Source organism: Allobosea sp. (genome assembly GCF_035999205.1).
In the GTDB taxonomy this organism is placed as follows: domain Bacteria; phylum Pseudomonadota; class Alphaproteobacteria; order Rhizobiales; family Beijerinckiaceae; genus Allobosea.
Genome location: NZ_DASYHA010000021.1, coordinates 14243 through 29467, shown reverse-complemented (window position 1 = coordinate 29467; position 15225 = coordinate 14243). Strand labels below are relative to the sequence as shown.

The 15225-nt window shown below is 67.3% G+C and carries 16 protein-coding genes; 2 read left to right on the top strand and 14 right to left on the bottom strand.

The features are described 5' to 3' along the window. Positions 1-20: 20 nt before the first annotated feature. From VGN82_RS10790 to VGN82_RS10770, 5 genes are all read right to left on the bottom strand, one after another. Positions 21-809 carry a YdcF family protein gene (locus VGN82_RS10790; protein WP_327527024.1) on the bottom strand — a complete coding sequence of 263 codons (789 nt, stop codon included), beginning with the start codon at positions 807-809 and terminating at the stop codon, positions 21-23. Between the two features lie 70 nt (positions 810-879). Further along, entirely contained in the window at positions 880-1386 is a 507-nt protein-coding gene (locus VGN82_RS10785; RefSeq protein ID WP_327527023.1) for a hypothetical protein, read from the bottom strand. Positions 1387-1439: 53 nt separating this feature from the next. Then, entirely contained in the window at positions 1440-2060 is a 621-nt protein-coding gene (locus tag VGN82_RS10780; protein ID WP_327527022.1) for a glutathione S-transferase family protein, read from the bottom strand. 154 nt (positions 2061-2214) lie between these two features. Beyond that, complete coding sequence (locus VGN82_RS10775) at positions 2215-4215, bottom strand: acetyl/propionyl/methylcrotonyl-CoA carboxylase subunit alpha (protein ID WP_327527021.1); 2001 nt, start codon at positions 4213-4215, stop codon at positions 2215-2217. Positions 4216-4443: 228 nt separating this feature from the next. Beyond that, positions 4444-4842 carry a hypothetical protein gene (locus VGN82_RS10770; RefSeq protein ID WP_327527020.1) on the bottom strand — a complete coding sequence of 133 codons (399 nt, stop codon included), beginning with the start codon at positions 4840-4842 and terminating at the stop codon, positions 4444-4446. A 360-nt stretch (positions 4843-5202) separates the two neighbouring features. Between VGN82_RS10770 and VGN82_RS10765 the strand changes: the two genes are divergently transcribed. After that, positions 5203-6069: a hypothetical protein gene (locus VGN82_RS10765; protein WP_327527019.1), complete on the top strand. Its 867-nt coding sequence runs from the start codon at positions 5203-5205 to the stop codon at positions 6067-6069. Here VGN82_RS10765 and VGN82_RS10760 read toward each other — a convergent pair. From VGN82_RS10760 to crcB, 4 genes are all read right to left on the bottom strand, one after another. Continuing rightward, positions 6032-6724 carry an HAD-IA family hydrolase gene (locus VGN82_RS10760; RefSeq protein WP_327527018.1) on the bottom strand — a complete coding sequence of 231 codons (693 nt, stop codon included), beginning with the start codon at positions 6722-6724 and terminating at the stop codon, positions 6032-6034. The two genes, VGN82_RS10765 and VGN82_RS10760, sit on opposite strands and share 38 nt — an antisense overlap. Positions 6725-6773: 49 nt before the next feature. Then, complete coding sequence (locus VGN82_RS10755; RefSeq protein WP_327527017.1) at positions 6774-7268, bottom strand: hypothetical protein; 495 nt, start codon at positions 7266-7268, stop codon at positions 6774-6776. Positions 7269-7365: 97 nt separating this feature from the next. Continuing rightward, positions 7366-8652 (bottom strand): RluA family pseudouridine synthase, encoded by a 1287-nt coding sequence (locus tag VGN82_RS10750; protein ID WP_327527016.1) that lies wholly within the window; start codon positions 8650-8652, stop codon positions 7366-7368. After that, positions 8649-9032, bottom strand: coding sequence for a fluoride efflux transporter CrcB (crcB, locus tag VGN82_RS10745; protein WP_327527015.1), 384 nt, complete (start codon positions 9030-9032; stop codon positions 8649-8651). Before crcB ends, VGN82_RS10750 begins: the two co-directional genes overlap by 4 nt. 124 nt (positions 9033-9156) lie before the next feature. On the opposite strand from crcB, the gene VGN82_RS10740 reads away from it, so the two are divergent. Further along, on the top strand, positions 9157-10467 hold the full coding sequence (locus tag VGN82_RS10740) for a porin (protein WP_327527014.1): 1311 nt from the start codon (positions 9157-9159) through the stop codon (positions 10465-10467). Positions 10468-10481: 14 nt separating this feature from the next. Here the strand turns inward: VGN82_RS10740 and VGN82_RS10735 are convergent, their stop codons facing one another. From VGN82_RS10735 to rplQ, 5 genes are all read right to left on the bottom strand, one after another. Beyond that, positions 10482-10664, bottom strand: coding sequence for a hypothetical protein (locus VGN82_RS10735; protein ID WP_327527013.1), 183 nt, complete (start codon positions 10662-10664; stop codon positions 10482-10484). A gap of 98 nt (positions 10665-10762) precedes the next feature. Beyond that, entirely contained in the window at positions 10763-12073 is a 1311-nt protein-coding gene (locus VGN82_RS10730) for a replication-associated recombination protein A (protein WP_327527012.1), read from the bottom strand. After that, entirely contained in the window at positions 12070-13449 is a 1380-nt protein-coding gene (locus VGN82_RS10725; protein WP_327527011.1) for a Do family serine endopeptidase, read from the bottom strand. The genes VGN82_RS10730 and VGN82_RS10725 overlap by 4 nt, the downstream gene beginning before the upstream one ends. A 145-nt stretch (positions 13450-13594) precedes the next feature. After that, positions 13595-14560: a tripartite tricarboxylate transporter substrate-binding protein gene (locus VGN82_RS10720; protein ID WP_327527010.1), complete on the bottom strand. Its 966-nt coding sequence runs from the start codon at positions 14558-14560 to the stop codon at positions 13595-13597. Positions 14561-14718: 158 nt separating this feature from the next. After that, positions 14719-15135: a 50S ribosomal protein L17 gene (gene rplQ / locus VGN82_RS10715; RefSeq protein ID WP_327527009.1), complete on the bottom strand. Its 417-nt coding sequence runs from the start codon at positions 15133-15135 to the stop codon at positions 14719-14721. Positions 15136-15225 lie beyond the last annotated feature (90 nt).

Sequence of the window (15225 nt, the reverse complement as noted above, 5' to 3'; positions counted from 1 at the left end):
CGCCACGCGCCGAAGCTCTCTCAGGGCTTCGGAAGCAGCGCATCCGTATAGCCCGCCAGCCAGTAGGCCAGCAGCCCGACCCACTCCTTGAAGCCATCATCGGCGATGGTCAGGCCTCGCGGTGCCCGCATGTAAGGCCGGATGAAATCGTCCGGTTCGCCTTCCGAGAGATAGTCGACCGGGAACGCCTCCACGGCGAAGCCGGCCTTGCGGAAGACACCCATGGAACGTGGCATGTGCCAGGCCGACGTCACCAGCAGCCAGCGCTCGCCGGGCTTGGGATCGACCAGCCGGCGCGTGAGGATGGCGTTCTCCACCGTATTGCGTGACCGGTCCTCGAAGAGGAGCCGCTCCGGCGGCAGGCCGAGCCCGGTGAAGAGCAGTCTCGCGCCATCCGCTTCCGTCTTGGTCACAGGCGAGATCAGGTTCGCGGAGCCCCCCGTGAAGACAAGCTTCGCCTGCGGATGCTGTCGCGCCAGCTCGATTGCCTTGGTGATTCGCGCTCCCGCAGAGGTCAGCACCACATCCCCGCGGGCGACACCGATCGGCCCGCCGAGCACGATGATGCCGGCGACCGGCCCCTTCGCCGCGTCCTGCTGCGGGAAACGATCCTCCAATGGGCGGATCACGATGCGCGGCAGCGGGCTGAACGCCATTAGCACCAGCGCCAGCAACGCCGCCGCTCCTAGCCAGCGGGCCGGGCGCGCCAGGCGCGTGAAGGACAGGAGGGCGGCTAGCGCCGCCAGCAGGATGGCCAGGTTCACCGGAGAGAACACGAACCAGACCAGCTTGGACAGGGCGAAGAACATGGCGTGCTTCCGGGCCGCAGGGTTCAGCCGCTTCTAGCCCCGGAAAGCTGACAGCTCGCTAACGGCCGTCTCAGCGGAAAATCTGCGGCGGCGATGACGGGCGACGTGCCGGCGCCTGCGGCAAGGCCGCGCGCTGGAGTTCGAGCGCCCGCGTGGCGACCTCGCGCAGTTCGCAGCCTGCCTGCCGGCCGAGCTGCCAACCCTCGCGCTGGGTCGCACCATAGAAGGCGCATTTCTGGGCGATGAACCCTTCCCAGGCGAGATGCAGCGCCGCAAGTCGGCTGCGCTGCCCTGCATCGAGGGATCGCCCGCTCACTTGCATCGCCTGCATCAGCCGCTCGCGCCAGACCGCCTCCTCGCGCCGCGCGCAACCGGCCTCGGCCGCGCGGCGGTCGGTGCTGGCCGCGCTCACGCAGGCGACCGCGATGGCACCGATGCAAGATGGCGCGGCCGTGCGGTTGTCGCGCAGGCAGGCGGCGACCTGCGCCCGGTCGGCGGCAAGGGTCGTGCTGCCCTGTGCCCAGCAGGGCGTGGCGCCGAAGGCGAGCGCAAGAATGATGAGCCTAGGCAAGAGCATGGCGGTCATCTTGCCATGCCTCTCAGCCGGATCAAGCCGCGCCCCGATCACCGTCAGGTGACCGGCAGCGGCAGCGCCGGCTTGGCCGCCGGCCGGGCGAAGATCGTCTCGTACCAACGCCGGACATGCGGCCGCTCGATCCGCTCGACCGGCATGTTCAGCCAACGATGCGCGCCGCAGCCGACCGTGATGTCTGCCATGCCGAAGCGCCCTCCGGCGAGGAAGCTGCGCGTCGAAAGGTGATTGTCAAGAATCTCCATCAGCCGTTCGGCCTTGGCCGCGCTGGCCGCGATCGTTTCAGGGTCGGTGTAGTCCGGCACCTTGCGCACCAGGCCCCAGAAGGCCGGCGTCATCGCCGGCTGCAACGAGGACTGCATCCAGTCCATCCAGCGGTCGGCATCGGCACGCAGGGCGGGATCTTCCTCCCAGATCCAGCCGGAACCGTAGCGCGCCGCGAGATAGCGCACGATGCTGTTGGATTCCCAGATGCAGACCTCGCCGTCCTCGAGGACCGGAATCTGCGCGTTCGGATTCTTGGCGAGAAAGACCGGCTCGCGCAGCCCGCCGAACGAACCACCGCAATCGATGCGCTCGAAGCTCTGGCCGACCTCTCCGGCCGCCCACACCGCCTTCTGGACATTGATGGAGCTGATCCGCCCCCAGATCGTCAGCATGCGCGGCTACTCCTCGTCACCAACCCTCATCCCGAGGCGCCGCGAAGCGACGTCTCGAAGGATCGTCCAGCTATCGCCGGGCCCTCATTGAGCATCCTGCGAGACGCAGCCGTCCGCTGCTTCTCTGGATGACGGCTCGCGGATCGGCCTCCGCTCAGGCGAACTCCATGATCACGGCATCGACGGCAAGCGAATCGCCTTCCTTCGCCAGGATCTTGGCGATGGTCGCATCCTTTTCGGCGCGCAGCACGTTTTCCATCTTCATCGCCTCGACCATGCAGAGCGCCTCGCCGGCCTTGACCTCCTGGCCGAGCTTGACCGAGATCGCCTTGACCACGCCGGGCATCGGGCAGAGCAGGAACTTGCCGGTGTCGGCCGCGACCTTCTCCGGCATCAGCGCCGCGAGCTCCGCTTCGCGCGGGGTGTGGACATGGGCGTTGGCATAGGCTCCGGCATGGCCGAGCGCGACGCCGTTCAGGATCGGACGCACCTGCGCCGCGACCACGACGCCATCCAGCGTGCCGCGCCAGACCGGCTCGCCCGGGCGCCAGTCGCTGACGACTGACAGGCTGCGGGAGCCGAAACCGATCACCACAGCCTCGCCCTGCTCCGTTACCTCGCCCTGGAAGCGCTCGCCGCCGAGGACAACGATGCGCGTGCGTTCGAACGAGACCTTGCGCCAGCCCTCCATCTGCGCCGAGACATGGCGCTTACGCTGGTTGAGTCTGTGGTCGCAGGCGATCGCGATGGCAGCCATCCGCAAGGCGACCTCGCCCTCAGGCGCCGGCAGCGAAAAGCCTTCCGGAAACTCCTCGGCGATGAAGCCGGTCGAGAGATTGCCGGAAATCCAGCGCGGGTGGTGCATCAACGCCGAGACGAAGGGGATGTTGTGGCGGATGCCATCGATCGCGAAGGCATCGAGTGCGCGCGCCTGCGCCTCGATCGCCGCCTTGCGCGTCGGCGCGTGGGTCACGAGCTTGGCGATCATCGGGTCGTAATAGATCGAGATCTCGCCACCCTCATAGACGCCGGTGTCGTTGCGCACCGTCGCATCCCCGTCCGGCCCCTCCGCCGGCGGGCGATAGGTCACGAGCCGGCCGGTCGAAGGCAGGAAGCTGCGCGTCGGATCCTCGGCATAGACGCGGCTCTCGACCGCCCAGCCGTCGAGCTTCACGTCGTCCTGGGTGAGCTGGAGTTTCTCGCCATAGGCGACGCGGATCATCTGCTCGACCAGATCGATCCCGGTGACCATCTCGGTGACCGGATGCTCGACCTGGAGCCGCGTGTTCATCTCGAGGAAGAAGAAGGACTTGTCCTGGCCAGCGACGAATTCGACCGTGCCAGCGGAATCGTAGTTCACCGCCTTGGCCAGCGCGACCGCCTGTTCGCCCATCTTGCGGCGCGTGGCCTCGTCGAGCAGCGGCGATGGCGCCTCCTCCACCACCTTTTGATTGCGGCGCTGGATCGAGCACTCGCGCTCGCCGAGATAGATCACGTTGCCATGCTTGTCGCCGAGCACCTGGATCTCGATATGGCGCGGATCGACGATGAACTTCTCGACGAAGACGCGGTCGTCGCCGAAGGAGGACGCCGCTTCAGACTTCGCCCGCGCGAAGCCTTCCGCCACCTCGCCGGCCGAATAGGCGATGCGCATGCCCTTGCCGCCGCCGCCGGCCGAGGCCTTGATCATCACGGGATAGCCGATCTCGTCGGCAATCTTCACGGCCTGTTCGGGGCTGTCGATCACGCCGAGATACCCAGGCACGGTCGAGACCTTGGCCGCCGCAGCCGCCTTCTTCGATTCGATCTTGTCGCCCATCGCGGCGATGGCGCCCGGATTGGGGCCGATGAAAACGATGCCGTTGTCCTTCAGCGCCTGGGCGAAAGCCTCGCGCTCGGAGAGGAAGCCGTAGCCCGGATGCACGGCCTCGGCGCCGGTCGCCTTGCAGGCCTCGATAATCTTCTCGATCACCAGATAGGATTGGGCCGCAGCCGGCGGTCCGATATGCACGGCCTCGTCGGCCATCTCGACATGCAGCGCGTCCCGATCGGCATCCGAATAGACCGCGACGGTCTTGATACCCATGCGCCGCGCCGTCTTGATGACCCGGCAGGCGATCTCGCCGCGGTTCGCGATCAGGATCTTCGAGAACATGCGTGGCGCCTCCCCGGCCGTCTGGCTGCTCGAATTGGAGCACGTCAGTTAGAGCATCTCGGGCAAAACCAGCTACCGGTTTTTCGCACAGCCCCAATGGCGAAACCCGGATCGGCGCGCCGGGCTGACGCGTCGATCCGGGTTCGGGTGTATGGGACGCCGCGCGCGGCGTCCACCGATGCGAAAGTCGGAAGGTGCCGAGCTGCGGCGGGCCAGCGCCCAGCCCCGTCAGCTCGCCAGCAGCACGCGCTCCGGGCTGAAGCGCATGGGCGCGGCGATGCCCTTGTTGAGCGCGAAGCCGATCAGCAGCTCGTCGCAGCGCTCCGCCTCGCGCACGATCTCGAAGGCGATGCGGCGAGCCGTCGCTGTCGGCCCCTCGCCGGCCGAGAGCGACGTCACCAGCCAGTGGGCCTTGTCGCGATCGATGACGCCGGTAGGGCGGTTCTGCCAGACGGCGAAATCGACCACGAGCTGGACCAGATATTCGCCGAACGCTTCACAGCGCTCCGGCACAGCCCGGTCGAGGGCGATCAGCACATCGATCGCATCTCGGGTCAGGACTGCATCGTCCAGAATATCGCGCTGAAGAAACTTGACGTCTTCATCACTGATAGAGAGACGATCCATCACGCGATCAACGAATTCACGAAGCTCATGACCAATCATTGTTCGACCCCTGTCCGGCGTTGTTTTGTGCCGGTACGTTCCCGCTGTAGGGACACCATGGATCGACGCTCGCCATCAGGTGGTTAACAGCCAAATCTGAACGCGTGTTCAGGTTAAACGGCCCTGATCGGACGTGGTTGCGAGGATGTTACTAAGCTGACCTTCTCGACTTCCGCCAGTGCCGCCGCCCCGCATCCACGGGCTAACGCGGAGCGGTGCGAAGCACCTCCTCCGATCGAAGGACGCTGGATCCCTCCACGCCGTTCAGGAGCAACATCGGCGCTGGACGCCAACCCGATGACCGAACACGGAGGTTGAGCGATGAGCGGCGAACTCAGTGCCAATACGACACCGATTGTGGAGCCGAATGCCGTGCGGGTGTGCAACGCCGCCGGCCTGTGGAAGGCCAACAAGCATCTGGCGACTCTCAACGAGCTTCGCAGCGGCCTCGATATCAGCCTGCGCGAGCTCGAAAGCGAACGAAAGCAGGCGGAACTGATCAATAAGGCCCTGATGGTGGCCCGCTTCACACGCGCGACGGCCGATGCCTTCGTCGTCATGACGGCAGCCCTCGTCAAGGTCGTGATGCCGAAGCAGGCCGCCCAGAGCGACATGGTAGCCCGCGTCTACGGAGCCGCATCCCCCTGGGCCGATGCGCTGGGCAACGTCACGGCCGGCAACAAGGTCGACTGGGTCGACACGGCAGCGGTTTCCGTCCGCAAGGGGGCGCCGCTGATGACCGACAACAAGGGCTACGAACTGCTCGTGCGGTCGGCCGCGATCAAGGTCGAGGTCGTCAACGCCGCGATGCATCAAAACCAGTCGAAGGTGATCCGCAGCAGCGCGCTCTACATCGTCGACCTGAATGCGAGCGCGGCGCAGCTCGCCAAATGGGGCAAGACCGCCGCCTTCCTCCAGATTGCCAAAGGCGCCTATGAATACAACGACAAGATCGGCAAGGCCTTCGACGGCCTGATCGAGGATGATCTGGCGACCACCGAGCAGTTCAACGGCTACAAGGCGACATTGCTCCGTTCCGGCCGGGACCTGTCGAAGAAGATCGCCGAACTCGAGACCTTCATCGCGTCCTGCCAACAGGAACTCGATGCGGCGCAACCTGTGCCGGTCGCCCCGCTCGGACTGAACCCGGTCAAGCCGTCAGCTGCGCGACCTCGTCGAAACGTGTGATCAGATGGCGCGCGCCCAGCGCGACGAGGCTCGCGGCGGGCTGGAAGCCCCAGGACACTGCGACGGGGACGACGCCGGCTGCGACCGCCATCTCGATGTCGAACGAGCTGTCGCCGACCATCGCGGTACGCTCCGGTGCAGCCCCGGTCTCGGCCATCGCCCGCAGGATCATGCCGGGATGCGGCTTGGAGGGCGCGTCGTCGGCGCTCTGGACAGTGGCGAACAAATCCTGCCAGCCATGGCGCTCGATGATGTACTCGGCGCCACGGCGCGACTTGCCGGTCGCAACGCCGAGCTTGAGCCCGGGCCGCGCTGCCAGTGTCGCCAGCGTTTCCGACACACCGGGAAAGAGCGGCTCGTCGAAGGACGCATCCGTCTCGGCCCGGCGCCGCATCGCGCCGAACACCTCCCTGTAGGTGTCCGTCAGCGCCTCGTCCGGCTCCGCCAGCCCTGCCAGCCTCATCAAGGCGATGTTGAGGGTCAGGCCTACGACGCCGAGCCCCGCTTCACGGCCGGGATGGACGAGGCCATGCCGCGCGAAGGTCTCGACCTGTGCGCCGAGCAGGATGGCCTCGGAGTTGATGAGCGTGCCGTCGAGATCGAAGATGATGAGATCCATGGCGGCGCTGTAGCGCGGATCGCCACGGCGATCCATTGCGCTCCGCTCATGGCTCCTCCGCCGCCGCTCCGAGGGCCGAACGCCGTCAGGAGCGCGCCTCGCGGGCGCAAGTCTCGACCGCCTTGCGCAGATCCTCGCCGTCGAGCCCCTTGCCGCGCGCTTCCTTGCGGCACTCGGCGCGCTGCGCGAGATCCGGGCGCTTGGCATTGAAGCAGGCGACGAGCGCGGCCGTGCGCGTCGAACCCGCAAGCCCGCGCCCATCGACCTCCTCCTTGCAGGCGGCACGCGTCGCGACCGCTGTCGGCTTGCCGTCTCGCGTCACACCGTCGCGGGCATAGAGCTGGACGCCGGGGAACCTGGCCTGGATGCAGTCGCGCATGGCGACCCGGAGATCGTCGCCGGAGAGCGCGACATGTTCGGCCAGACAGTCCTGACGCGCCTTGGCACGCTCGGCGCGCGGCACCGGCTCGTCCGCCGAGGCGGACGCGTTCCGCGTGGCGGGCGCGCCCTGGCTCTGCGCGAGCACGGGAACGGAAGCGGTGAGAACGAGGCCGGCAAGCAGGAAGGCGAAGCGGATCATCGGGACACCTGCGTCAGAGTGATGGGAACAAAATTAGAACATAATTCCTTTTGTTCCGCAATCATTCTCTTACGCTGCGTCAGCCCCCTTGCAAGCCTCACGCATCCGGCGCGTCGACGATCGGATCGTAACGCTCGTCCTCGAAGCCGAGCAGGTTCCAGGACTGGCGCATATGCGGCGGCAGCGGCGCGCTGACGTCGATCGTGCCCTTGCCACGCGGATGCGGCAGCACGATGCGCCGCGCCAGCAGATGAAGCTTATTCTGGATGCCGCCGGGCAGCTCCCAGTTCTGGATGTTGAAGTACTTCGGATCGCCCACGATCGGATGGCCGATATGGGTGGTGTGGGCGCGCAGCTGGTGGGTGCGCCCGGTCACCGGCTTGAGCGACAGCCATGCCAGCTTCTGCGCCGCCGTCTCGACCACGGCGTAATAGGTCACCGCATGCATGGCGCCGTCCTCGCCATGCTTGGCCACCGCCATGCGCTGGTCGCCGTCATAGGCCTCCTCGCGGGCGAGATAGGTCGAGATCCGGCCCTGGCGCACGCGCGGCACGCCCGCGACCAGCGCCCAGTAGACCTTGCGGGCCGAACGCGAGCGAAAGGTCTTGGCGAGCGTTGCGGCAGCAAAGCGCGACTTGGCGATGACGAGGCAGCCGGCCGTGTCCTTGTCGAGTCGGTGGACGAGGCGCGGCTTCTGCCCGCTCTTGTCGGTCAGCGCCTCCAGCATGCGGTCGACATGGCGCGTCGTGCCGGAGCCCCCCTGCACGGCAAGGCCGGCCGGCTTGTTCAGCACCATGACGTCGTCATCTTCATACAGCGTGATCGAGCGCAGGAAGCCGATCGTGTCCTCATCCGCCTTGGCCGAACGCGGCCGCTCGGCCGCGACTTCCAGCTTCAGCGGCGGGATGCGGACGGTCTGCCCCTCCTCGAGCCGGTCCTTGCTGTCGGCGCGCTTGCCGTTGACGCGCAGCTCGCCCTTCCGGACGATGCGCTGGATATGGCTGAAGGAGAGCTGCGGAAAGCGGCTCTCGAGAAAGCGGTCGATCCGCATCTCGTGCTCGTCGGCGCTGACCACGAGCTGCTGCACACCTGTCGCCAGTACCTGCGCCGTCTCGGCCTTGATCTCGGCGCGCGTCGGCGCATTCGTCACCGGGGCCTTGCGTGGTGCCGCTGGCTTGCGCGGCCCTGCCGCGCGCGGCGCCGGGTTGCGCGTCGTGCGGACCTCCGCCTCCTCGCGCTCCGGGCCAGACCTCTCCGAGGCCCGCGCGGAACGACGCGCATCATGGCTCGGGCGCCTGCCCTTGGGAGCGCCGGCTGCCGGCGGCCTGCCGCCCCGCCCGGCTCCAGGTCCTTTGCCACCTGTTCCCTTGCCACCGGTTCTCATGACAGGCTCCGGACGAGTGCGAGGCCGGCACAGAGCGCAGCCAGCGAGAGGATGACGGAGCCGGCAATGTATACGAAGGCGAGCCCCGCCTCGCCCCGCTCCCAGAGCAGCACCGCCTCGAGCGAAAAGGCGGAGAAGGTGGTGAAGCCGCCGAGGATGCCCGTGGTCACGAAGAGCCTGACAGGCTGCGACCAGCCGGTCTGCGTCTTGAAGGCGAGCCAGCCGGCGATCAGCCCCATCAGCGCCGAGCCGACGACGTTGATCAGCATGGTCCCGGCGGGAAAGCCGGTGCCGAACCAGCGGGGCGAGACGAAATTGACGCCATGCCGCAGCATGCCGCCGATGCCGGCGCCCAGGAAAACGAGAACGGTGGAGGTCATGGCTCTGCAATAGCCAGCACTTCGCGCGCGCACAAACGAATTCGGGCCCTTGCCGCGCGCCGGGCAAGCTGGAAAGTGTAGTCAAGCTGCCGCGACGCAGCGGCCGGGAGGGCGACCGAAGATCATGCAGGAGGCACCCGGGGGCGCGAAGATCGGTCGAGGCGTGCTCTGCGCGCTCCTGCTCGCCCTTGGCGCAGCGCCGGCGGCGCTCTCCCTGGCCGAGGCGGCTTCGCCTCGTCGTCTTCCCGCCAGGGCGCCCCAGCTTGCCCGCAGCTGCATGATCGAGCCTCCCGACGTCGCGCCCCTGTTTCCCGCGACCGGCAATGCCAGCACGTCAGCGACAAAGGACAGCGAGGACCAGGACGACGACGAGGATGACGATGACGATGAGGATGACGACGACGAGAGCGTCCCAGGGCTGATCCTGCCGGGTACCACGACCTGCCTGGCGATCTCCGGCACTGTCAGCGCCGGGCTGCAATACGACAGCTATCGCATTCCCAAGGCCGGCGACGCCGAGCCGCGACCGGGCTACTCCTGGCCAGCCAGCGCGTCGTTGCGGCTCGAAACCTCGCACGACCTCGCTTCGGGTCTGCGCATCGGAACGGCCTTCGAGATGATGGTCACTCCAGGCGGCAGCCAGCCCGATACCACCACGCTCGAGGAGGCGACGGTGACCGTCGGCACCATGACCTTCGGCCTGGCGACCACGCGCTTCAGCTTCTGGACCGGCGACGAGTTCGCCTTCAGCGCCCGCCTGCCCAGCCGAAACGCGAACCTCATCGCCTGGGAGCGTGATCTCACCGATCGCTGGAACCTGGCGCTTTCGCTTGAGGACCCGTCGGCCGGGACGACCGGGTCGATCCCGGCGGCCACGGGCCGGGTCCCCGACGGCGTCGCGCGCCTGACCTACACCGCAGGCGACCTGACGCTGCACCTTGCGGGCGCGCTGCGCGAGGTGCCTGGCTTGGTGCCAAAGCTCGGCCGCGCCGGTATCGTCGGCGCGACCTACGAATTCACGCTCCTCGGGCGTCCCGGTGAAATCACCGCCCAGATCGCCGGCGCGATCGATGCCGCCGCCTATATCGGCTCCTCGCTGGATGCGACCAGCGCCCGACAGATCCTGGTTCAAGGCGATTCGTCGCGCGGCTTCTCGACCGTTCTCGCCACCCGCCGTGAATGGACCGACGAGCTGGCGACGAACTTCTATGTCAGCCGCTACCAGATCGCGGTGCCGCTGACGGCCTCAGCCATGGGCAAGCTCCGTGTCGACCGCATGACGGCCAATCTCGTCTGGACACCGGTGGACGGCTTCAAGGCAGGCATCGAGGGATCGATCGCCCAGTCGCGGATCGCCTTCGAAGGACGATCCGTGCCGGCGAACCTGGGCGGGCGCCTGCTCTCCGGGCAACTTTTCTTCGAGAGAACGTTCTAGCCGACTCCGCCCGGCTACGGCCTGGGCCCCCGCTTCAGCAGCGGATGGACATAGAGCTCGAACGCGATGGTCAGGACGACGAAGACCAGCGCGATCGCAAAAGCGATCACCCAATAGGCGACATCGTCTGCCGACACGAACCAGCCCGCGATCAGCGAGGGCACGATCAGGAGAATGCGGGCTATGAGGGAGATCATGGTCGCTCCGGTCGGAATGCTTGGGGCTGGCACAGTCGCCGACAATATCTCGACCACGGCGCCCCACCCATGCGATCGATCAAATCAGGCGGTGGTGCTCAGCCTTCGCCCCGCTCACGCCTGAGCTTTTCCCAGTACTCCAGCCGCTTGCGGATCTCGCGCTCGAAGCCGCGCTCGGGCGGATCGTAGAAGACCTGCCGACCGAGCGCGTCCGGCCAGTAGTTCTGGCCGGAAAAGGCATCGGGCGCATCGTGGTCATAGGCGTAGTCGGCGCCATAGCCCTCTTGCCTCATCAGCTTGGTCGGAGCGTTGAGGATGGTCTTGGGCGGCATGAGCGAGCCACGCTCGGAGGCGACACGGCGCGCCGCCTTGTAGGCCGTGTAGGCGGCGTTCGATTTCGGCGCCGTCGCCAGGTAGATGACCGTGTTGGCCAGCGCGAGCTCGCCCTCGGGCGTGCCGAGTTGCTCATAGGTCTCGGCCGCGGCGCGGGCATGGACCAGCGCCTGCGGATCGGCCAACCCGATATCCTCGACCGCCATCCGGACCAGCCGCCGGGCCAGGAAGCGCGGATCTTCTCCGGCATCGAGCATGCGGGCGAAATAGTAGAGCGCCGCATCCGGGTCCGAGCCGCGGATCGTCTTGTGCAGGGCCGAAATCAGGTTGTAGTGGCCGTCCTGCGCCTTGTCGTAGATCGGCGCGCGGCGCTGGATCACCTCCGCCAGCCCCGCCTCGTCGAAGACCTCGCCGGGCTTGGCCGCCCGCCACAGTTCCTCCGCCAACGTCAACACGGCGCGGCCATCGCCATCGGCGAAACGCGCCAGCGCCGCCTTCGCCTCCGGCGTCAGCGGCAGCTCACGATTCTCGAGCAGCTCGGCCCGGCCGAGCAGGAACAGCAGCGAGCCCTCGTCCAGCGATTTGAAGGTGAGGACCCGGGCGCGCGACAGCAGCGCCGCATTGAGCGCGAAGGACGGGTTCTCGGTGGTCGCGCCGACCAGCGTGATCGTGCCGTCCTCCATGACCGGCAGGAAGGCGTCGAGCTGGGTCCGGTTGAAACGGTGGATCTCGTCGACGAAGAGCAGCGTGCCCTTGCCTCCGAGCCGGCGGCCACGCGCCGTTTCGAAGACCTTCTTCAGGTCGGCAATGCCGGAGAAGATCGCGCTGATCTGCTCGAAGCCGAGATCGACCTGGCCCGCCAATAGCCGCGCGACCGTCGTCTTGCCGGTGCCGGGCGGCCCCCAGAAGATCAGGCTGCCGAGCGAGCCGGACTGCACCAGGCGCGTCAGGGCGCCGTCTGGGCCGGTCAGGTGCTCCTGGCCTGCGACCTCGGCCAGCGTCGTCGGGCGCAGGCGATCGGCGAGCGGCCGCGGGCCTGACCTATCCAGCCCGGAGGCAGCGAAGAGGTCGCTCACCCCGGAAAGACCGAGGTGATGCTCTGGCCGCCGCGCGAGATCGTCACCTCCCAGGCGCGCTTGCGCTCCTTCAGAGCATTCTCGACATCGCGCGAATTGACCATTCGCTCGCCGTTCAGGGCCTGGATGATGTCGCCCTTCTGGAAGCCGACCCGGGCCGCCGTGCTGCCCTCCTCGATCTCCGCGATCACGACCCCGTCCGTCCCCGCCTCGATCGCGAGTTCCTCGGCCACCGCCGGCGACAGGTTCATCACGGTCAGCCCCGACAGTGGCGAACGCCCAGACAGCGTCACGGGCGCGCGCGGGCGAAGCTCCGGCGCCGGAACCAGCTTCACCGGCACCGTCACCCGATTGCCGCCGCGCAGCACGGTCAGCGACGCCACGCCGCCGAGCGGGCGGGTCGCGAAGCGGTAGCCGAAGGATTCAGGATCATCGACGGCGAAACCGTCAACGGCGAGGATGACGTCGGAGCGGCGCAAGCCGCCTTCGGCAGCCGGCCCCTTCTCGACGACGCCGGCGACGACGGAGCCCGCCGGGCGGTCCAGTCCGAGCCCGTCGGCGACATCCGCCGTCAGGGCCTGGAGGCGCGCGCCGAACCAGGGCCGGCGAACCGTCGTGGCACCCGACTTGGCGCTCTCCAGGACAACGCGCACCATCGCGGACGGAATGGCGAAGCCGATGCCGTGGCTGCCGCCGGAACGCGAGAAGATCGCCGTGTTGATGCCCATCACCCGGCCCTGCATGTCGACCAGGGCACCGCCGGAATTGCCGGGATTGATGGCCGCGTCGGTCTGGATGAAGGATTGGGCATCGCCGACGCCGACCTGTGTGCGGGCCAGCGCCGAGACGATGCCCTGCGTCACCGTCTGGCCGACACCGAAGGGATTGCCGATCGCCAGGACGATATCGCCGATCTCGACCTTGTCGGAATCGGCCAGCTCGATCGCGACCAGATCCTTCGCGCTCTTGAGCTTGAGCACCGCGAGATCGGTGCGCGGATCGCGCAAAAGGATCGTCGCCTCGACCTCGCGCTTGTCGGCGAAGGCGACCTTGACCTCGCTCATGCCCTCGATGACGTGGTTGTTGGTCACCACGAGGCCGCTCGCATCGACGACGACGCCCGAGCCGAGCGAGCGCTGAACGCGATCCTGCGGGACGCCGAAGCCGCGATCGCCGAAGAACCGCCGGAAGAACGGGTCGTCCATGAAGGGGTTGCGCGGCTGCTTCTCGACCCGCGCGCCATAGACGTTGACGACGGCGCCTGCGCTCTTCTTCACCACCCCGGCGAAAGAGAGCGAGATTTCCTGGCGGGACTCGGGGACCTGCCTTTGCTGCGCCTGCGCGCCGACCGACACGGCGGTCAGCACTGCGGCCATGAGGGCCCCTCGAGTGAAGGTGGCTCGCCCAAGCATCTGGCATCTCCTCTGCGATCGGCGCGACTCACGGGACAGATAGGCCGATGGCGAGGTGATTTCCAGCCAGCCGCGCCGACGGCGCGACCGGCTCGTTACGAGTGCTGCCTCACTTGTCGCTGAGCAGCACGCGATATTTCTCGATCTCGCCCGGCACCATCGCCGCGACGAAGGCAGGCGTCATCTCGTCGGTGCCGGGAACGACCGAGGACAGCTCCTTGAAACGCCCCTGCAGGTTGGCGCTCGCCAGCGCCGTCCGCAGGGCCCCGTTCAGCTTGGCGATGATCGGCTCGGGCGTGTTCTTCGGGACGAAGATCGCGTTCCAGCCCTGTGCCTGGAAGCCAGGCAGACCGGCCTCAGACGAGGTCGGAACATCCGGCAGGCTGGGCAGCCGCGACGGCGTCGCAACAACCAGCGCCTTCACCTTCTCGCCCTGGACGGCTCCCGAGAGCGAGGTCGCCGCATCGCAAACGCCGTCGATCTGCCCCCCCATCAGGTCGTTCAGCGCCGGACCCGCGCCGCGATAGCTCACCAGCGCCACGTCCACGCCCGCCGCCTTGATGAAATTCCGGCAGATCAGGTAGTTCGACGAGCCGACACCGGCGTGCCCCAGGCTGACCTTGCCCGGATTGGCCTTCGCATAGGCGACGAACTCCATCAGCGTCTTGGCCGGGAAATCGAGCTTCAGCGCGATCATCGGCGAGGTCTTGGCGACGAGGCCGACCGGCGCGAAATCGGCCTGCGTGTATTTCAGGTCCGGATAGATCGAGTAGGAGGCAGCATTGGTGCCGCTGTTGCCGATGACGATGGTGTAGCCGTCCGGCTCCGCCTTGGCTGCACGCGACAATGCGGTAGCCCCGCCCGCCCCGCCCATGTTCTCCATCACGATGCGCTGGCCGAGCACGCGGCCCATCTCGTCGCCGACGAGCCGCGCGATCACGTCGGACGAGCCACCCGCGGCGAAGGGCACGATCATCGTGATCGCCTTGGAGGGATAGTCCTGCGCCGTGGCCGGCTGGGCGGCAAAGGCGACCGTGGTCGCCAGGACCAATCCTGCCCCGATAGTGATCTTCATGTCTGCGCTCCCCTGCCGGCGATCCGTCGCCGTGTCGATGTCTTTGCGGGAAGCCTAGTCGCGAAGCGGAGCGCGGCCAAGCGGCGTTGCGAAGGCCCGAACAAAGAAAAAGGGCGGCCCGAGGGCCGCCCTTCCAAATCGGTGAACCGAGGAAAACCTCAGGCCGCCTCGTCTTCCGCCGTGAAGACCGGGCCGGAATCCTGGCCCTTGGCGTCGACGTCGCGATCGACGAATTCGATCACGGCGAGCGGGGCGTTGTCGCCGAAGCGGAAGCCCGCCTTCATGATGCGGAGATAGCCGCCATTGCGCTCCTTGTAGCGCGGACCGAGGACCGCGAAGAGCTTGCCGACCAGGGCGACGTCCTTGATCTGCGCGATCGCCTGGCGACGGGCATGCAGGTCGCCGCGCTTGGCGAGCGTCACCAGCTTCTCGACGACCGGACGCAGGTCCTTGGCCTTCGGCAGCGTGGTGGTGATCTGCTCGTGCTTGATCAGGGCCTGGGACATGTTGGCGAACATCGCCTTGCGATGCTCGGCCGAGCGGTTGAAACGACGACCGCGGAAACCGTGACGCATGATTGGCTCCTTCGATGATTACGGCCGCCGTGCCACGGTACGGCCGTTCTTTATGCTCCGACGCTCATGCGGCGGGCCGAAAGGCGCAGG